13 protein-coding genes are annotated in these 18,383 nt (G+C 69.2%); 6 read left to right on the forward strand and 7 right to left on the reverse strand.

The window, feature by feature from the left end:
• Positions 1–224: 224 nt before the first annotated feature.
• Together ACFULV_RS06850 and ACFULV_RS06855 are read left to right on the forward strand one after the other, a co-directional pair.
• Positions 225–2,054, forward strand: coding sequence for a phosphoenolpyruvate carboxykinase (GTP) (locus ACFULV_RS06850; RefSeq protein ID WP_378635046.1), 1,830 nt, complete (start codon positions 225–227; stop codon positions 2,052–2,054).
• 233 nt (positions 2,055–2,287) lie between these two features.
• Positions 2,288–2,467: a hypothetical protein gene (locus ACFULV_RS06855; RefSeq protein ID WP_378635048.1), complete on the forward strand. Its 180-nt coding sequence runs from the start codon at positions 2,288–2,290 to the stop codon at positions 2,465–2,467.
• 59 nt (positions 2,468–2,526) lie between these two features.
• On the opposite strand, the gene ACFULV_RS06860 is transcribed toward ACFULV_RS06855, so the two are convergent.
• Entirely contained in the window at positions 2,527–3,975 is a 1,449-nt protein-coding gene (locus ACFULV_RS06860) for an aldehyde dehydrogenase (RefSeq protein ID WP_378653847.1), read from the reverse strand.
• Between the two features lie 211 nt (positions 3,976–4,186).
• Here ACFULV_RS06860 and ACFULV_RS06865 point away from each other — a divergent pair, with 211 nt between their 5' ends.
• Positions 4,187–4,483 carry a hypothetical protein gene (locus tag ACFULV_RS06865; RefSeq protein WP_056823697.1) on the forward strand — a complete coding sequence of 99 codons (297 nt, stop codon included), beginning with the start codon at positions 4,187–4,189 and terminating at the stop codon, positions 4,481–4,483.
• On the opposite strand, the gene ACFULV_RS06870 is transcribed toward ACFULV_RS06865, so the two are convergent.
• Positions 4,484–5,284, reverse strand: coding sequence for a methyltransferase domain-containing protein (locus ACFULV_RS06870; RefSeq protein ID WP_378653849.1), 801 nt, complete (start codon positions 5,282–5,284; stop codon positions 4,484–4,486).
• A gap of 329 nt (positions 5,285–5,613) precedes the next feature.
• Between ACFULV_RS06870 and ACFULV_RS06875 the strand changes: the two genes are divergently transcribed.
• Positions 5,614–6,780: a glycosyltransferase family 4 protein gene (locus ACFULV_RS06875; protein ID WP_378653852.1), complete on the forward strand. Its 1,167-nt coding sequence runs from the start codon at positions 5,614–5,616 to the stop codon at positions 6,778–6,780.
• Here ACFULV_RS06875 and ACFULV_RS06880 read toward each other — a convergent pair.
• On the reverse strand, positions 6,777–8,621 hold the full coding sequence (locus ACFULV_RS06880) for a hypothetical protein (protein ID WP_378653855.1): 1,845 nt from the start codon (positions 8,619–8,621) through the stop codon (positions 6,777–6,779). The genes ACFULV_RS06875 and ACFULV_RS06880 overlap by 4 nt on opposite strands.
• Positions 8,622–8,830: 209 nt before the next feature.
• Here ACFULV_RS06880 and ACFULV_RS06885 point away from each other — a divergent pair, with 209 nt between their 5' ends.
• Positions 8,831–10,027 (forward strand): polysaccharide biosynthesis protein, encoded by a 1,197-nt coding sequence (locus ACFULV_RS06885; protein WP_378654024.1) that lies wholly within the window; start codon positions 8,831–8,833, stop codon positions 10,025–10,027.
• 84 nt (positions 10,028–10,111) lie between these two features.
• Here ACFULV_RS06885 and ACFULV_RS06890 read toward each other — a convergent pair whose 3' ends face one another.
• Positions 10,112–11,302 carry a DUF3068 domain-containing protein gene (locus ACFULV_RS06890; RefSeq protein ID WP_378635063.1) on the reverse strand — a complete coding sequence of 397 codons (1,191 nt, stop codon included), beginning with the start codon at positions 11,300–11,302 and terminating at the stop codon, positions 10,112–10,114.
• 146 nt (positions 11,303–11,448) lie between these two features.
• Here ACFULV_RS06890 and ACFULV_RS06895 point away from each other — a divergent pair, with 146 nt between their 5' ends.
• Positions 11,449–12,642, forward strand: coding sequence for an acyltransferase family protein (locus ACFULV_RS06895; RefSeq protein ID WP_378635066.1), 1,194 nt, complete (start codon positions 11,449–11,451; stop codon positions 12,640–12,642).
• 7 nt (positions 12,643–12,649) lie between these two features.
• Here the strand turns inward: ACFULV_RS06895 and ACFULV_RS06900 are convergent, their stop codons facing one another.
• The 3 genes from ACFULV_RS06900 to ACFULV_RS06910 form a co-directional block, all read right to left on the reverse strand.
• Positions 12,650–16,978 (reverse strand): alpha-(1->3)-arabinofuranosyltransferase family protein, encoded by a 4,329-nt coding sequence (locus tag ACFULV_RS06900; RefSeq protein ID WP_378654027.1) that lies wholly within the window; start codon positions 16,976–16,978, stop codon positions 12,650–12,652.
• Positions 16,959–17,129, reverse strand: a complete 171-nt coding sequence (locus ACFULV_RS06905; protein WP_022566695.1) for a DUF2613 domain-containing protein — start codon at positions 17,127–17,129, stop codon at positions 16,959–16,961. Before ACFULV_RS06905 ends, ACFULV_RS06900 begins: the two co-directional genes overlap by 20 nt.
• 67 nt (positions 17,130–17,196) lie before the next feature.
• Positions 17,197–18,351 carry an isochorismate synthase MenF gene (locus tag ACFULV_RS06910; RefSeq protein WP_378653857.1) on the reverse strand — a complete coding sequence of 385 codons (1,155 nt, stop codon included), beginning with the start codon at positions 18,349–18,351 and terminating at the stop codon, positions 17,197–17,199.
• Positions 18,352–18,383 lie beyond the last annotated feature (32 nt).

Raw genomic sequence — 18,383 nt, forward strand, 5'->3', positions numbered from 1 at the left:
GGGTACCTGTTAGGGAGCCCGATGCCATATCGGTCGTCATATCGCGTTAACCTTGAGGCAGGAACCTGGGCGTCCGCTCTTGCCAGTCGATGCGCGGCCACCGTCCGTGTACGGCCTTCCTAGCCGTCTATCGGGGTTGTGCGACGGTTGGTCACTGCGGACGCCTTACCCGCCCATGGTGGCGATCGATGGATCGAACAACCGCCCATCTCAGGAGAGTTTTCATGACCTCAGCGACCATTCCTGGTCTTCGTGGATCCGACGGCACGGCGCCGACCGAGCACAGTGAACTGCTCGCCTGGGTACAGGAAGTCGCAGAGCTCACTCAGCCCGATCGCGTGGTCTGGGCCGACGGCTCCGACGCGGAATGGGATCGCCTGACCACTCAGCTGGTCGAGGCAGGCACCTTCAAGCAGCTCGACGAGAAGAAGAAGCCCAACTCCTTCCTCGCGCTGTCCGATCCTTCCGATGTGGCCCGTGTCGAATCGCGCACCTACATCTGTTCCGCCACCGAGGCCGACGCCGGTCCGACCAACAACTGGGTCGACCCCGCCGAGATGCGCGCCACCATGACCGAGCTGTACCGCGGCTCGATGAAGGGCCGCACCATGTACGTGGTGCCGTTCTGCATGGGCCCGCTCGGCGCCGAGGACCCCAAGCTGGGCGTGGAGATCACCGACTCCGAGTACGTGGTCGTCTCGATGCGCGTGATGACCCGCATGGGCCAGGCCGCGCTCGACAAGCTGGGCGCCGACAAGCCGTTCGTGAAGGCGCTGCACTCCGTGGGCGCGCCGCTGGCCGAGGGCCAGGCCGACGTGCCGTGGCCGTGCAGCGACACCAAGTACATCACCCACTTCCCCGAGGACCGTGAGATCTGGTCCTTCGGTTCGGGCTACGGCGGCAACGCGCTGCTGGGCAAGAAGTGCTACTCGCTGCGCATCGCCTCGGCGATGGCCCACGACGAGGGCTGGCTGGCCGAGCACATGCTGATCCTCAAGCTGATCTCGCCCGAGAACAAGAACTACTACGTCGCCGCCGCGTTCCCGAGCGCCTGTGGCAAGACCAACCTCGCGATGATCCAGCCGACCATCCCCGGCTGGCGCGCGGAGACCCTGGGTGACGACATCGCCTGGATGCGTTTCGGCAAGGACGGTCAGCTCTACGCGGTGAACCCGGAGTTCGGCTTCTTCGGCGTCGCGCCGGGCACCAACCACAGCTCCAACCCCAACGCGATGGCCACCATCGACGCGGGCAACACCGTGTACACCAACGTCGCCCAGACCGACGACAACGATGTGTGGTGGGAGGGTCTCGAAGGCGACCCGCAGCACCTGATCGACTGGAAGGGCAACGACTGGACCCCCGAGTCGGAGGGCCACGCCGCGCACCCGAACTCGCGCTACTGCACCCCGATGTCGCAGTGCCCGACCCTCGCGCCGGAGTGGGACGACCCGCAGGGCGTGCCGATCTCGGCCATCCTGTTCGGCGGTCGCCGCAAGACCACCGTTCCGCTGGTGACCGAGTCGTTCGGCTGGGAGCACGGCGTGTTCATGGGCGCCACCATGGGCTCGGAGCAGACCGCCGCCGCCGAGGGCAAGGTCGGCACCGTCCGTCGCGACCCGATGGCGATGCTGCCGTTCCTCGGCTACCACGTGGGCGACTACCTCAACCACTGGATCGACCTCGGCAAGAACGCCGACGCGAACAAGCTGCCGAAGATCTTCTACGTGAACTGGTTCCGTCGTGGCGACGACGGCCGCTTCCTGTGGCCCGGATTCGGTGAGAACTCCCGCGTGCTGGAGTGGATCGTCGGCCGTATCGAGGGCCGCTCGGGCGCCACGGCCACCGCGGTCGGCAACGTGCCCTCCGCCGCCGATCTCGACCTGGACGGCCTCGACGTGGTCGCCGCCGATGTCGACGAGGCACTCGCGGTGAACGCCGACGAGTGGCGCAAGGAGATCCCGTCGATCGAGGAATGGTTCGAGTTCGTCGGCGACAAGCTGCCTTCGGGCGTGCGTGACGAGTTCGAGGCACTCAAGGAGCGCCTGGGCTGACCCCCCGAACACAAAAACCGCCCGTACCGTTTCGGTACGGGCGGTTTTGCTTGTCCACAGTTCGTCCGACGATTCCCGCGAACTCTTTATGGGTACATCTGTCTGTGATCAGAGCGTCGCTGGTGGTGTCAGCGCAACTGTCGCTTATATTCCTCTCGAGCTGAAACCCCTGCGAGACTCCTGCACCGCCACGCGGTCAACGACGAGATCGACGCTGAGAGGTGGTTTGACGCATGACCGATCTGGTGACCGGATTCGAGTCCGACACCTATTCGAGCACGCCCATGCAGCGCGTGGCGGGCCGACTGGAGCGGGTCCTGCCCCCGGGCTGGCGGGTCGAGGTCGTCGACCTACCTGCCCGGGGTGATGTGGCCGCGCAGCCGGTTCTCCGGGTCCATATGCCGGAAAACTAGGAGGCTGAGTCGGTCCAGCGGAGTGATGCGCACGCGTTGGTGTGAGTGCGCATGTCGGACTACTCGGCGGTCCAGCCCATGGGCATCAGGACCGACTTCTGCTCACAGAACGCGTCGAGGCCCTCGGGGCCGTTCTCGCGGCCGATGCCCGAGTTCTTGTAGCCACCGAACGGTGCGGTCGGGTCGAAGGCGTACCAGTTGATCGCGAAGGTACCGGTGCGGATCCGGGCCGCGACCTCGGCGCCGTGCTCGATATCGGTGGTCCACACCGAACCGGCCAGGCCGTAGTCGGAGTCGTTGGCGATGGCGATGGCCTCGTCCTCGGTCTCGTACGGGATCACCGAGAGCACCGGGCCGAAGATCTCCTCCTGGGCGATGGTGCTGGAGTTGTCGACGTCGGCGAAGATCGTCGGCTCGACGAACCAGCCGCGGTCCACGCCCGCCGGCCTGCCGCCGCCGAGCACCAGCCGCGCGCCCTCGGCCTTGCCCTTGGCGATGTAGCCCTCCACGCGGTCACGCTGCTTTTCGCTGATCAGCGGGCCGAGCTGGGTGGCGGGATCGGTCGGATCACCGGTCTGCATGGTCTTGACGTGCGCGACCAGCGCCTCGACGATCTCGTCATAGCGACTGCGCGGCGCGAGGATTCGGGTCTGCGCGACGCAGCCCTGTCCGCTGTTCATCAGCCCGGAGAACGCGAGCACGGGAATGCTCGCGGCGAGGTCGACGTCGGGCAGCACGATGGCGGCCGACTTGCCGCCGAGCTCCAGCGACACGGTCTTGAGCTGCGCACCGGCCAGCGCGGCCAGCTTCCTGCCGACCGGGGTGCTGCCGGTGAAGGTCACCTTGTCGACGCCGGGGTGGCCCGCGAGGTATTCACTGGCCTCGGCGTCGGCGGGCAGCACCGAGAGCACGCCGTCGGGCAGGCCCGCCTCGGTGAAGAGGTCGGCGAGGATGTTCGCGGTCAGCGGAGTCAGTGGCGACGGCTTGAGCACCACAGTGCAGCCGGCCAGCAACGCGGGTCCGAGTTTGTTCGCGGCGAGGAACAACGGGACATTCCAGGCGGTGATCGCGGCGACGACACCGCGGGGTTCCCGTGAGACACGCGAGGTTCCGAACAGGCCGACTCGAGTCTCGTTCCAGGCGAACGTCTTCGCGAGCTCGGTGAGTGCGTCGAGTGCCGCGACGGCGGGAATCTGGTTGAGTGTCAAGGCCGCTAACGTCGGCGCGCCCATCTCCGCGGTGAGCGCGGCGAGCAATTCCGGCGAACGCTGCTCGATCAGGCGCGCAACCTTGGTGAGTACCTCCGCTCGTTCCAGTGGAGGTGTGGATGGCCACGGCCCGCTGTCGAACGCGTCGCGCGCCGCGGCGACCGCGGCGTCGACATCGGCGTTCGTTACCGCCGGCACGCTGCCGACGGTCTCCTCCGTTGCAGGGGAGACCACCGAAATGCGGTCACTACCGGCCGGGGTGGTCCACTTCCCGCCGATGAACAGACTGTCGTAGTGCATGAGAACACGTTACAGTTTTGCGGGCGAATTGTCTGCAACCTGTTCTAATTCGCTGCGGCGCAACGACTGTGAAGATTGCGAATTCCAACCTGTCGGTTCGCTTTTCGGGGAAACGCACTATTGCGTTCCGGTGGTGAAAAGGGGATGCTTTAGCTACTGATCAGCTCGCTCGATTCATCGGACATTAACAGCGAATTGGGGAGACCGACTCATGGCTGTGCAAGTGATCGGCCGATCGTTGATGACCAGCGACCAGACCGACCATCAAGCGAAAAGTGTGGGCAGTGGCGGATGGGTTGTCTCATTCCTGCCGGGCCGCACACTCACGATCGAGCAGGCGACTGCCGCTATCCAGGCCGCTGAGGCGGTCGCGATGGTCGGCGCGCTGGCCGATCAGGTCGGCCTGACCACGTTGGAGACCGTAGGCCTGGCGATTCAGGAATCGCCGTGGGTCAGGGTGTTGCCCGAGCCGATGCGGAGGTCGCGGCGCTTGAGCTGGCTGGCGTGATCATGCTTTGGTAGCCACCACGACCAGATTGCTGACCAGTAGCTCGCGAATGACCGGAACTCGGACGAGCCACCAGGCCCAGTGTGGGTGATAACGCGGGAAAATAGTCCGCACGTCGGCTGAAGTCGTTGCTGCCCAGTGCAACCCATCGGCCGCGGTCACCGCGAACAGTGATCGGCCGAACCTGTTCTTCGGTTCGTGTCCGTTCTTGCGCCGGTACCGGCGGGCCGCGTACTCGCCACCGAGGTAGTGCCAGAGACCGGTCTCGTGCCCACCGAACGGTCCGTGCCACACCGTGTACGAGTACACGATGAGGCCGCCGGGCTTGGTCACCCGCACCATCTCGTCCGCCATCAGCCACGGCTGCGGCACGTGTTCGGCGACGTTGGAGGAGAAGCAGACGTCGAAGGAGTTGTCGAGGAACGGCAGTGCCATCCCCGATCCGCGTACCGAACCCGACACCCGCAGCCCGGCCGCGTGCATCTCCGACGGGTCGGGCTCCACCGAGACGTAGCGCGCGCCCACCGCGGTGAACTCGTCGGCGAAGTAGCCGGGGCCGCCGCCCACGTCGAGGACGACGGTGCCGGTGAGATCGCGGCCGGTGATGTCGGCGTAGAAGTCGCCGATCAGCTCCGCGCTGTCGGTGGCGATGCCGCCGTAGAAGCGGGCCGGGTCGGACTGCTCGAAGCGGAAGCTGGTGAGCAGGCGCAGCGAGCGGCGCAGAGTGGCCCGGCGCGCGAACCTCGATCGGTCGCGTCGATGGACGGGCTGCTCGGTTGTCGGCTGGGTGGCGATCGGCACGGGCAGGAGTTTATGGGCAGACCCTTCGGTCGCGGCTGGTGGTGGGGGCGTTGGGTGGTGGGGGTGGAGATTGGTGGGGGTGGAGATCGGTGGGGGTGGAGATCGGTGGGGTCTTGGCGCAATCACCTGTTTCGGCGTTGTGGAGTCGGAAGAACTGACTGGACGGGGTTCGATTGGGTGATTGCGCCGGGTTCGTCTTCACGGGGTCAGCTCGGGTGCGACGGGCTGATCTGGGCGGGCGGGGTCGATACAGCCGTGTTGCGTGGAGCACACCCGCTAGTGTGGGGGCCGACGTTTGTCTGCCACCGAACCGAATGCGAGCCCCGACCGTGCGTGAAGTCCTCCTACTCTGCTGGCGTGACACCGGGCACCCACAGGGTGGCGGCAGCGAACGGTATCTGGAGCAGGTAGGCGCCCAGCTGGCCGCGCGTGGCATCAAGGTCACCCTGCGGACGGCGGGTTACCCGGGTGCCCCCAAACGTGAGCGGATCGACGGCATCGACATCAGTCGCGCGGGCGGCCGATTCACCGTCTATCCCCGCGCGCTCGCCGCCATCGTGGCCGGTCGGCTCGGTATCGGCCCGCTGCGCGGCCTGCGCCCCGACGTCGTGATCGACACCCAGAACGGCATTCCCTTCTTCGCCACCACGACGGGTGTGCCCTCGGTGGTGCTGGTGCACCACGGGCACCGTGAGCAGTGGCCGGTCGCCGGTCGCCTGGTCGGGCGGATCGGCTGGTGGATCGAATCCACGCTGTCCCCGCGCGTGCACCGCGACAACCAGTACCTCACCGTGTCGCTGCCGTCGGCCGAGGAGCTGTCGGCGCTCGGTGTGGACCGTGAGCGCATCGCCGTGGTCCGCAACGGTGCCGAACCGGTCCCCGCCGCGGTCGTCCCCGGCGACGACGCCACCCGCGCCACCCACCCGCGAATCGCGGTCCTGTCGCGCCTCGTCCCGCACAAGCAGATCGAAGACGCCCTCACCGCGGTCGCCCACCTGCGCGAACGCTTCCCCGACGTGCACCTCGACGTCATCGGCGACGGCTGGTGGGCCCCCAACCTGCGCGCCTGCGCCGACGCACTCGGCATCGCCGACGCCGTCACCTTCCACGGCCACGTCGACGAACGCCGCAAGCACGAGATCCTCTCGACGGCCTGGGTCCACGTGATGCCCTCGCGCAAGGAAGGCTGGGGCCTGGCCGTCATCGAAGCCGCCCAGCACGGCGTCCCCACCATCGGCTACCGCAGTTCCCGAGGTCTCACCGACTCCATCGTCGACGGCGTCACCGGCCTGCTGGTCGACGACGCCTCCGCCCTGGCCGCGGCCGCCGGCGACCTCCTGGCCGACCCGGATACCCGCCTGGTGATGGGCGAGAAGGCCAGAGCCCGTGCCAACGAGTTCTCCTGGGAACAGACGGGCGCCGGTGTCTTCGAGGTCCTCGCCGCCGCCGCGCGCGGCCGCACCGTCAGCGGATTGGTCTCCCCGGCCCGGGTCTAGTCGACTCGGTGACCCGCTGCCTCTCGATCTGCTCGCCGGGCGCCCGTCCGGTCCGGGCGCACGGCCGCGGCGATCAGTCCGGTGAGTAGCAGGGCCGCCCAGAGCAGGTGGGCCGCGGCGGAGGTTCGGCGCTGGGCCGGGGTGGCGATGTCGAGAAGGGTGGGGGAAGGCACGCGGTAGAGGGCCAGGTCTTTGTCCTGGTACTTCAATTCGGCCGTGGTGAGAGTTTTCTCGGCGGCACCGAGCGGGCCGGGGGTGGTGCGTTCGATCAGAATCCAGCCGACGCCGAGGGCCGCTAGTTCGGTGGCCGGGGCACCTTCGAGGAGCGCTTGCTCGACGGTGCGGGCGCGGTTGCCCTCGCCGGTCACCGCGTAGCCGCGGACTCGGAGTTCGCCGGTCTGCAGGACATCGTTGGGGAGGATGCGGGGAGCCGGGTCGAGGACGGGAGCTGTTCCGCTGTAGGGGAATCGGCGGAACATCCCGGCGGGAAGTACCGCTATGTCGCCGGGAGCGTCGATGTGGTCGACCACCTGTTGCCAGCCCGCGGGGTAGTGGACGGGGCGCACGGCGCCACCGACTCCCCAGGCGAGGTCGGCCAGCGGGAGGGTGACCAGAAGAATGAAAAGGATTGCGGCGGGGCGAAATCCGGTCCGGCCCTCGCGAATTTCCGGGTGTCCTTCGGCGGCAGAAGCTTCCGGGTCGTTGGCCAGTACTCGGCGGACTGCCACGGTGACGGTTCGGCACGCGGCCGCCGCGCACAGCGCGTAGGCGGGCATGGCCAACGCCACGTACTTCTGCGTATCCCGCAGCAGCCCGGCCCCGGGAACGTGCACCACCAGCCATTCTCCGGCGGCCAGCCCCCAGCTGGTCGCGCCGAGGGCGGGCAGCACGATCGCCACCGCCGCGATCACCAGCAGCGCTCGCCCGTCACGTCCGAGCGCCCATACCGCCCGCACCCCGCACGCGACGATGCCGAGCAGCAAGAGTGTGCCGAGCAGGGCGAGCGGGGTCGTGCGGCTCGCGGGGACCGCTTCGCCGTTCCAGATCCCGCCGAGCCCGGCGAGGCTGCCGAGCGTGCCGAGCCACGGTTCGGCTCGTGCCGCGAACGCCGAGACGCCGGCCGGGTCCGACGGCTCGGCCCCCGATCCGAGCGCGGTCGCGGTCAGCCAGGGCGCGCAGGTCACGATCCACAGCGCGACGGCGGGGAGGAAGGCCCGCCGCCCGACCAGTGCGAGCCCGATCACCGCGGCCAGCAACGAGCCGGTCGGCGTCAGCCCGGCAGCGGCGAAACTCGCGGTCAGTGCCGCCCATCCACCGAGAGACGCGGCGAATCCGAATCGGCTGCCCGCCCCCGCGTCTTCGCCGGATTCTGTACTGCTGGTGGCTGTTCGGATGCGTGCGGCGGCGAGCGCGGTCCACGGGAGGGCGGCGTAACCGGCGAGCAGGCTCCAGTGGCCTTGGAGAAGTCGTTCCGCGACATAGGGATTCCACAGCGCGAGGGTCGCGGCGACCAATTGCGCTCCGGTAGAAGCGGAGACCAAGCGTCGCGCGAGTACCGCCGCGCCGTATCCGGCCGACCACAGCGCGACGATCAGGATCGCCTTCACGAGAATTCCGCCGTCGATCACCGGCGAGAGCACGGCGAGCACGGCGTCCTGCGGAACGGCGCGGGGTGCGGCCGCGCCCACGCCGAGTGCCGAATCGGTGAGGAAGGAGCGGGGCGTGCTCACTGCGTCGCGCAGCAGCAGGTAGCCCGATCCGGCGAGCGGTCCGACGATGATCATCGTGAGCAGAGCGCAGTATCCGGCCACCAAGGCCCTTGCTCGCCCGCTACTCGTCACGTCCACGCACCTTACGTCCCGTCGGGCTTCGCCGTGGCCGGGGTCGAATAGGCGCTGTTCGGGGCCGAATCGCTCGAAGGTGAGTCCGCCTGGACTCACATTTTCGGGGTAGGCGTGATGGCGAACACAGTGAAGTGCGACCATGAGGCGTGTCCTCAGTCCGCCGCCCGCCTGTCGTTGCCGATCTGACCTGGGTGACGGCCGGCGCCATGACCGCCAACGTCGCCGGGTACCTGCTGCAATTGCTGGCCGCGAGCTGGTTGGGAGTCGAGGGATACAGCGAGTTCGCGAGTCTGCTCGCAGTGCAGTTGCTGTGCGCGGTCCCCGCCCTTGCCATGCAGAACGTGGTGGCGAGGGAGGTGGTGCGCGGGGCGTCGTTACGCGCGGTGCGAGCGATGATGTGGCGGTGTGCCGCGTTGGTCGCCGCCGTCGCGGTGGTGCTGATTCCGGTGGTGGCCGTGGTGCTCGACGTCGGCGTGTGGGCCGCTGCCGCCGCCCTCGGCGCGGCGCCCGCGTTGGTGATCCTCTCGGGTGAGCAGGGAATCCTGCAGGGCGGCAATCACTTCCGCGCGCTCGCCACGGTGCTCGCGATGGCGGGTACGGCGCGGGTGGCGCCCGCGCTGCTCGCGCTGGCCTTGGGCGGCGGTGCTGCCGGTGCGTTGTGGGCGGGGGCGGGGGGCATCGTCGGCGCGGCGATCGTCGCCGGTCGCATCGCCCGCTCGACGACCGGGTCGGCGGATCCACCGACCGATGGCAGCGGCGATGCCGGAAACAGCCGGGAACCGATGACCAAGACCGTCGGCGTCCTTCCCGTGTTGCGTGCCGTGCAGGTGCAGGCGGCGCTGATGGCGCTGTCCTCGGTCGACCTGATCGTGGTTCGCATCGTCCTCGACGAGGTCGACGCGAGCCGCTACTCGCTGGGCACCATCGCCACCAAGATCGCGTTCTGGCTGCCGCAGGCGGTCGGCGTCGTGCTGTATCCCCGGATGGCCCAGCCCACCCATTCCGCCCGTGCGATTCGCGACGCCCTCTCGGTGCTCTCGGTGATCGGCGTCGTCGCGGTGCTGGGCGCCGCGCTGGCTGCCCCGTTGGCCCCCCTGTTCGCCGGTGCCGACTACGCCCCCATTCAGGGCATGCTGTGGCTGTTCGCCCTGCACGGTGCGATCCTGGCGGTCCTCCAGGGCGCTCTGCTCTCGGCCATCGCGGTCGAACGCACCGCCTTGGCCGCCGTTACCTGGCTCGGCCTGGCCGTCGAGGTGACCCTGATGCTCGCCTTCGCCCGCACGATCGAATCCCTGATCGGCACGGCTGTCTCCGTAGCCGCGGTCACCACCACGATCGTCGCCGTCGTCGTTCTTCGCGCGGCCCGCACCCACCTGGCTCCGGCCGACCCGGTCCTGCACTGACCGAACCGGCCGGTTTCGCCCGAGGTGTCCCCGGAAACACAACAGCCCCGGCCGAAGACCGGGGCTGTTGTAGAGCGTGTCCGTCTAGGGACGCTTGTCGATGTCGATCTGCTCGGTAGGCGCGTCGTAGTCCCCACGGGGGAACTGCGTTGTCGGCGCGTCGTCGCCGTCCCACCGAGTAGCCGTGGTGTCATCCGGCGCGGCCGTGGGGGCGGGCGTCGGACGCGATCCTCGCGGACTCGCATGAGCCGCAGTGCCACCGCCGCGCAGTCCGAGGAACAACCCCGCCAGCAGCGCCAGCACGCCCAGCACGCCGAACACGATCGGCACCACACGCCCGAACAGCGAGAGCTTGTCAGTGTTCTCCTTGGCGATGGCGATCTGCGACTCGACGGTCGCCTCGTCGAACACCAGGTGCGACTTCAGCGCGGTGACCTCGGGCTTGTCCCCGGACCGCGCGTAGAACAGGTGGATCGATTCCCCACCCTTGATCACGGTGCCGGTCTGCGGCTCGACCCACAGGTCACGCACGTTGGTGTAGTAGCGCGTCATGGTGACGGGGGTGTCGCCACCCTCCACGCCCCACTTGGCGGCCGGGAGGGTAAGCCGGTTGGTCGGCGACTGCACGACGTCCCAGGTGCTGGTGACCGGCGCCTCCATCTGGAAGTGGTACACCTTCATGTTGTTGATCTCGGTCTCTTCGATGAAGTTCGCGTCGAAGGACTTTCGCACGTTGATGTCGAAGTACGGGTAGGTCTTCTTCTCGGTGCCGATCGGGAAGCGGTAGCCGATGCCGGTGTGCTGCACCGGCTCCATGACGCTGCCGTCCTTGTTCACGGTCACCGCGATCGACCCGTTGGGGTCGGTGTCCACCGGCATGCCGGTGGTGCGCGAGATGGTGACGCGGTCGATGGCGGCGGTGAGCAGGCCGGTATCGCCCTGCACGTCGGTGCGCCGCAGTGTCTGACCTGCCTGCAGCGTCATCTCGTCGGCGTCGGAGGGCTCCTCGACGGTGACGAAACGCTGGGAGATCAGCGGCACATCCTTGTTCACCACGGCGGCACCGTCACCGGAGGTCAACGACTTGGAGTCGAGGACGAGGCTCTCCTCGCCCTTCTGATTCTCCGCGATCGTCGTGATCTCGAGATCGAGTGGAGTCTTGGCGACTTTGCTCACCGTGTAGGTGGGGATCATCAGCGCGGCGACGAGTAACGCCGCGCCCAGACCCACGAGCACGCAGGCGACCGTTCTTCTGGTACCGGCACTCAGTGCCATGCAAACTCTCCTCGTCGTTCGAACACGGATGGCCCGGTGGTCTGGTATTGCACCACAGGCACTCGTGAGCCCCGACACTAACAGCCCAGGCCGCGAAGGTGCGGTGCTGTGCCGTGGAAATCGCCGACACGGCAGACTGGACCCCGATGACGACCGCCACCGCTCCCGTTTCGCGCCCGCGCGCCTTCATTCCCGCCCTCGAAGGGATGCGCGGGATGGCGGCGCTCGGTGTGCTGGTCACCCACGTCGCGTTCCAGACCGGAACGACCGGGATGCCGGTCCTCGGCCCGATCCTGGAACGCTTCGATATGGCGGTCGCGGTGTTCTTCGCGCTGTCGGGTTTCCTGCTGTGGCGCCCACACGCGGCGGCCGCGCACGGGCTCGGCCGCGCACCGCGGACCTCTCGCTACCTGTTGCACCGGGTGGCCAGGGTGATGCCCGCGTACTGGGTCGTCGTGGTGTTCGTGCTGCTGTTGCTGCCCGGCGCGGCGCATTCGGCGAACCTGCGGGTGTGGGTGTCGAATCTGTTCCTGCTGCAGGTGTTCGTGCCGTTGACATTGACCGATGGGCTCACCCAGATGTGGAGCCTGTCGGTGGAGATGGCTTTCTACCTGGTGCTGCCGGTGCTGGCCTGGCTGGTCGTGCGACTGCGCGGCGCTGCGGCGCGGTGGCGGGTGCCGGTGCTGTGCGGGCTGGTCGCGGTGTGTCTGACCTGGAATCTGTGGCCGATCCCGACGCCGGACGCGATCCACGCCGACAACTGGCTGCCCGCCTACCTGCCGTGGTTCGCGGCGGGGATGCTCCTGGCGGAACTGATCCACCTCGTGCGACCCGAGGTCCGGTGGGCACGAGTGCTGTCGAGTCAGCCGCTGATGTGGGCGGTGGCGCTCGCCGCGTTCCTGCTCTCGGCGACCGAGTTCGGCGGTCCGGCCGGTCTGGAACGCGCGCAACCGTGGCAGTACGCGATGAAGATGGCGCTGGGCATGATCTTCGGGTTCTGTCTGCTCGCACCCCTGGTGCTGCGGCAATCCGGCGCCCCGCACCGCTGGCTGGAATCGCGCACCGCCGCGATGCTCGGCCGCTGGTCCTACGGCATCTTCCTGTGGCACCTGGTGGTGCTCACCGTGGTCTTCCCGGTCTTCGGCATCGTGCCCTTCAACGGTGACTTCCTCTACGTGATCACCCTGACCACCGCGCTCACGCTCCCGTTGGCCGCCGCGAGCTTCGCCCTGATCGAGGAACCGGCCCGCCGCTGGGCGGCCCGGTGGGATCGGCGGGCCGGGTCCGCGCGCGTCGACGAACACCGGCCGGAATCGGCGCAGCGTCCGGCGGTGCGCTGAGTCGCGCTCAGCGACGGCGGGGGAGCGCCGCCACCCCGACTGCGACGACCGCGATGACGGCCGGCGCCTGGGCCAACAGCGAGCCGCCCATGTATTCGGTGCCGGAGCGCCAGGTCCCGGTCGACAGGGCCGCGGCCGAGGCCAGCGTCCCGAGGCCCGCGAGCCAGGGCAGGGTCCGCTCCGTCAGTGCGGGACGGAAATAGTTGCAGCCCAAGGTGATCAGTGTGAACGCCGCACCGAACGGCCCGGAGATCACCGCGATCACGCCGGTCAGCCCGATCGCCGCGACCCAACCGACACCCCAGGTGCTCGGTGCGGGCCCGGCGTCGGGCACCGCACGTCGGCGCGGAACGGCGAGCAGCACCAGGGGGATCAGCAGCAACAGCCCGCCGAAGATCGCCAGCCGATACCAGCGGTCGGCCGGGAACGACACCGTGATCTCACCGCTGGTACCCGGCGGAACCAGCCAAGCCTGCTGCCAGCCGTCGACCACAAGTGGTGACAGTTCCCGTCCGTCGGCGGTGTGCGCCTGCCAGCCGACGTTGGTGCTCAGCGGAAGGACCAGCAGCTGAGTGCCGGTCTCCGGCGCTTTCGGATCGGCGGGGTTGTTCCCGGCGTCAGTAGGTGTGGAGCCGACAGTCTCGCCGGTTTCGGTGGGGTCCGACGGAGCGCCGGTTTCGCTGGTTTCGCCGGGGTTGCCCGTAGGCGCGCTGGGTGCGCCGGGGTAGGGGTCGGTGCGGGGGAGACGGAGGCGGTCGACGGTGAAGAGTTCCGTGGGGGCCACGGTGAGGTCGGGATGGCCGGGGAGCAGCTCGATATCCGCTGCGTCCTCGGGGCAGGCGCGCGCGGAAACCGGCGCGCCCGAACGGAGTTCGTCGGCGGTGGCGGTGATCGTGGTGTGCACGGCACGTCCACCGATGGCGATCACCGGACCCGCTTCGCAGCCGATGGTGATGAGCCGGTCGCCGGGAGCGTGGGCGGGATACTCGGGACCGAGCACGTCGACCTCGGCCAGGCCGGCGGGCTGGGTGAGGACGAAGCCGAGTGCGGTGCGGTCGAGCACCTCGTTCCAGCTCTGGATGCTGATCTCGATGCGATCGGTTTCGGTGGGGTACAGCGAGATTCGGGCCGGTTCGCCGTGGTCGCGTTCGGGCAGTTCGCGGATCTGCGGGCCGTTGCCCAGGTTCACCGCGACGGAGGTCGCCGTCGCGGGCAAGCCGCCGAGCGCGGTGGTGATGTCGAGTCCGGTCACCAGCGTCGGTTCCGGAAGTTCCAGTACCAGAGTGGGTTTGCCGCCCGCTGGTTCACGCACGGTGGACTCGGGTGCGGTCCAGGTGGTCTTCGGATCGCCGTCGGTAGCGGCGAAGGCGGCGCCGCGCAGGTCGGCGACATCGGCCTGACCGCGTGCCACCGGCCGGGTCGGGTCGGTGAGCAGGGCCTCCAGCGCGGGCCCCGGCCGGGTGCGCACGGTGAGGTCGGTGCCGACGGTGAGTGGTTCCGGCACCGACAGCGTGCGCCCGAAAATGCCCGGCTCCTCGGCGGGCAGCCCGAGCCCCTTGCTGCAGTGCACGCGGTCGGGGCCGTCGAAACAGTTACCGCGGCCGGGGAATTCCTGTCCGAGATCCCACCCGCTGACGATGGTTCCGGCAGCCACATCGGGCAGCACCACCCGGTGCCGGATATCCACGCGCTCCGGCGCTTCCCGGTTGGAGTAATCGTCGAGCGTGAGTTCGCTGATCCCGAATTGACCACCACGAGTGCCGGTTTCGGTGCGGGCGGCGCTGATCATCACCCAGTCGGATTTGCCCGCGGGCAGCGCGACGGACACGGGCTCTCCGGGTTCGGTGATCCGCGCCGACACCGTTCCGCGTGAGGTGCGGACCTCGACCCACTTCACCGGATCACCCAGCGCCGCCGCCGTGGTGGTGAAGCGCAGCGAGCCGTTGGCGATCGGCTTGTCGAGATCGAGTCGAATCCATTGCCCGAGAGCGGATTCGGAACCGTTGCTGATCCACGCGGTGCTCGGATCGCCGTCCACGGCGGCCGCGGTGGAGCTGCCGGGCGCCGCTCCGCCGATCTGGGTGGCATCGGCGGCCGAGCTGGACGCGGTGACCTTCGCGCCCGACCATTCGCCCTGCACGAGTTCGGCGCCTTCGACCGGGTAGTCGGGGACCAGGTTGTGGGTGCGCCGGGCGTCGTCGGCGGCGCGGACCGCGGAGTTGTGGTTGTCGACCCGGCCGAAATCGGACTCGCGATCCATCGGGGTGTCGGTCAGCAGCACGGGCCGCGGAGGTAATCCGGCGCGTCGCGCGTCGGCATCGAGAAGCACTGGCGCCGTGGGGTTCCCCCCGTCGCGGCGCACACGCTCCAGCACCTCGGGGCCACCCTGGACAACCGGGGTCGACTCCAGCGGGACGGTGTACGCGCCGGGGAACCCGGGCGGCGCGCCGGTGCCGCTGCGTACGTAGACGGGGGTGCCGGGCGGTGGGACGTCGACCCGGTAGATCTCGACGGCCGGGTAGGCGGGCTGGAGATCGTTGTCGACCACCAGTCCCGCATCCGCCGCGCGCGGCCCGATGTTCGCGCCGAACGAGGTCACCCTGGTGAGGCCCGGCGAGCCCTCGATCGCGCGGTGCGCCAGCATCGGGCGCGTCGAACGCGAGGTCTCGGGGTCGAGATCGTTGCGCAACACCAGGATTCCGATGCCCTGGTCGGCGAGGGTGGCGGCGAGGCCGGTCGACGGCCTGCCGTCGGCGATCAGCCGCTGCACCGAGTCCATCGCGCGAATCGTGCCCGGCGGGTTCAGGGGAACCGAATCGCGCACGGCCCAGGGGGTACTCGCCAGGGCTTGCAGCGGTTCGTCGCGGGTGAGTCCCCAGATCTGGCTGCCGAACGGCGCACCGGGTACCACCAGCGCGCGGGTGTCGGCGGCGTTGTCGGCCAGCCAGTCGGCGGTGTCGGTCCAGTAGGCGGGCACCCGGTCGTAGGCGCCGCGCGGGGCCAGCCGCCCGGTCCACGCCAGTGAGGTCGCGAGGGTGAGCGCGGCCAGGACCAGCGCGGCGACCGCGACGAGGCGGTCGCGCTCGGGATGGGCGAAAGAGCTGCGCCACACCGGCATCGGCACGGAGGCGGGCAGCGCCACCCGGCCGAGCAGATGCGCCAGTCCCACCACCAGCGGCAGCCGGATCAGCGGTTCGAGCTTGTGCACATTCCGCAGCGGCGCACCGCCCGAGTCGAGGAAGATCCGCACCGATTCGGCGAACGGCCCTCCGAGTGTCCCGACATATCCCGCGCAGATCCCCGCGAGTCCCACGCACAGGATCAAGGCGAACCTGCCCCGACAGGGCATCGTCGACCGCGCGAGTCCGGCCATCCCCGCCGCCGCGAGCAGGCCGGTGGCGAGCACCGCGGCAGGCTGGGTCACCAGCACCGCGCCGGCGATTCGTTCGGGTGAGACGAACGGCGTCCAGCTATCGGTCCCGCGCAGCACCTCGCTCAACGCTGCCCACTGCGTCGTCACCCCGGACGACTCGATGAAGTCGAGGAACGGCGGACTCACCTTGCCGAGCAGCAGCAGCGGCACCACCCACCAGAACGTGGCGAGGACCAGCAGCGGAATCCACGCCCGGGTGAACCGCCACCACTGCCGATTCGGCCGATAGGTTGCCCACCACAGTGCCGCGGGCAGGAACGCCGCCACGGTCGCGACAGCGTTCACCGAACCCATCAACGCCAGCGCCAGCGCGCTTCCCGCCGGTGAGAGCGGGCCGCCGCGCCGTCGTTCGATCGCGGTGCCCAGTGCCGCGGGCGCGAGCAGCACCCACGGAGCCAGCATCATCGGCAGGGTTTCCGAGGAGATCGAGCCGAGCGTGGTCAGTACACGCGGCGACAACGCGAACGCGATGCCCGCGATCACCCGTGACCCGCGCGAGCCGATGCCGAGCGTTTCGCACAGCTTGACGATTCCCCAGAACCCGGCGAGCAGCAGCAGCGCCCACCAGACGCGCTGGGTGACCCACGCGGGCAGGTTCAGCAGGTGCCCCGCGGAGAAGAACGCGCCGTGCGGGAAGAAGTAGCCGTAGGCCTGGTTCTGGACCTGGCCCATCGGGGCCTGGCTGCTCCACAGGTGCGACGCTCGCGCGAGGAAACCGAGGGGGTTCTGCGCGAGGTCGTATTTGGTGTCGGCGACGGTGAGGCCGGGCGCCTGCGCGAAGGTCAGTACGAAGGCGGCTACTACCGAGCCGACGAGCCAGCGCCAGCCCAGTGGCGCCTTGTCCGGTTGCCCCGATGCGGGGCGCGACGCGCGGGCGTCGGCCTCAGCGGCTGCCGTATTCAGGGGCGTTGAGCAGCGACGAGTCTTTGTCACCGCTGCGGTCGATCGAGGGCGCCGTGTTCTGCTGCACCGCCGCCGTGATGGCGAAGACGGCGATCGCGCTCAGCAGGGCGCCGCCGACCGCGCTGGCAACAGCCGGAACAGCAAACTTCATCGCGCACTCCAATACGCTCGACGACGGGGCCTGTCTCCGGTCAACCTAGCAGGTGTACCGGGCTCGGTCAGTCGTTGGGCAGCTCGCAACGCAGGGCGCTCAGCAGGGTGCGAAGTTTGACGGTCGTCTCGGCCAGCTCGGCGCGCGGATCCGACGCCGCGACGATCCCGCCGCCCGCGCTCGCCCGCAGCGTCCGCCGATCGGCGGAGAGCTCGCCGCCGCGAATCGCCACGACCCATTCGCCGTCGCCGTCGTCGCCGCACCAGCCCACCGCGCCGCCGTAGAAGCCGCGTCGCGGTTCGTCGGTCGCGATCGCGTCCAGGGACGCGGTGAACGGGGTGCCGTTGACGGCGGGGGTCGGGTGCAGCAGCAGGGCCAGGTCGAGGGCGGTGGTCGACGCGTCACGCAGCACGCCGTGAATGGGAGTGGCCAGGTGCCAGACCTGTTCGGTGCTGAGGAGCTCGGGCGCGTCGGGGATGCGCAGTTCCGTGCAGACGGGAGTCAGTCGCTGCCGGATCCAGTCGATCACGAAGGCGTGCTCGTCGTGGTTCTTCGTGCTGGACAGCAGCTCGCGTGCCTGGGCCGCGTCATCGGCCGGATCGGCGCGGCGAGGCAGGGTTCCCGCCAGCGGATTCAGGCTGACGCGGTCGCCGTGCCGCGCGACCAGTACCTCGGGTGTCGCCCCGATCAGCGTCTCGCCGGATCGACCCGCCGCGGACAGGTCGACCGCGTACACCGCGGCATTCGGATGCCTGGTCAGCAGGTGTGCCGCGAGTACCTCGGGGTCCAGTGGCGCGTCGGCCTCCAGCACGATCGACCGTGCGGCCACTACCTTGCGCAGCTCGTTCGCCGGGTCACCCAGTTGCTCGACCAGCTTCGTCACACGCGCGACATGCTCTGCCGTACTGGGTATTTCGGCCACCACGCGCACGCCGGGCAATTCCGGGAGGGCCGCGGGTCGCCACGGTCCCGCAGTGTGCAGCACCGTCTCCGGTTGCCAGAGCGCCGCGGCTTCGCGCGGATCGAAGGGGAGCGCGCCGACGATCAATGTCGGTGCCGCGCCGGGCGAGTCCTGCTGTTTCCCGGCCGAATCGGTGACGTGGCCGGGCCGTTTCCGCCATGCACGCAGCGCCGCCACTGCCTGCCGAGGGTCGGAGTACGCCTGGCGCACCCCTGACGTCCGCAACACCGCGTCGGGTCGAGCGAGCAGGAATTCGTTCATGGTGCTTCGACCATAACGCCGCCGATGTGGCG

Origin of the sequence: Nocardia sp. NPDC057272 (genome assembly GCF_042668615.1) — a bacterium.
Classification (GTDB): Bacteria; Actinomycetota; Actinomycetes; order Mycobacteriales; family Mycobacteriaceae; genus Nocardia.

Bases quoted from the DNA above. Each gene is read 5' to 3' on its own strand.
- ACFULV_RS06850 (WP_378635046.1), top strand. From the start codon at position 225: ATGACCTCAGCGACCATTCCTGGTCTTCGTGGATCCGACGGCACGGCG.
- ACFULV_RS06855 (WP_378635048.1), top strand. From the start codon at position 2,288: ATGACCGATCTGGTGACCGGATTCGAGTCCGACACCTATTCGAGCACG.
- ACFULV_RS06860 (WP_378653847.1), bottom strand. From the start codon at position 3,975: ATGCACTACGACAGTCTGTTCATCGGCGGGAAGTGGACCACCCCGGCC.
- ACFULV_RS06865 (WP_056823697.1), top strand. From the start codon at position 4,187: ATGGCTGTGCAAGTGATCGGCCGATCGTTGATGACCAGCGACCAGACC.
- ACFULV_RS06885 (WP_378654024.1), top strand. From the start codon at position 8,831: ATGACCGCCAACGTCGCCGGGTACCTGCTGCAATTGCTGGCCGCGAGC.
- ACFULV_RS06890 (WP_378635063.1), bottom strand. From the start codon at position 11,302: ATGGCACTGAGTGCCGGTACCAGAAGAACGGTCGCCTGCGTGCTCGTG.
- ACFULV_RS06895 (WP_378635066.1), top strand. From the start codon at position 11,449: ATGACGACCGCCACCGCTCCCGTTTCGCGCCCGCGCGCCTTCATTCCC.
- ACFULV_RS06905 (WP_022566695.1), bottom strand. From the start codon at position 17,129: ATGAAGTTTGCTGTTCCGGCTGTTGCCAGCGCGGTCGGCGGCGCCCTG.
- ACFULV_RS06910 (WP_378653857.1), bottom strand. From the start codon at position 18,351: ATGAACGAATTCCTGCTCGCTCGACCCGACGCGGTGTTGCGGACGTCA.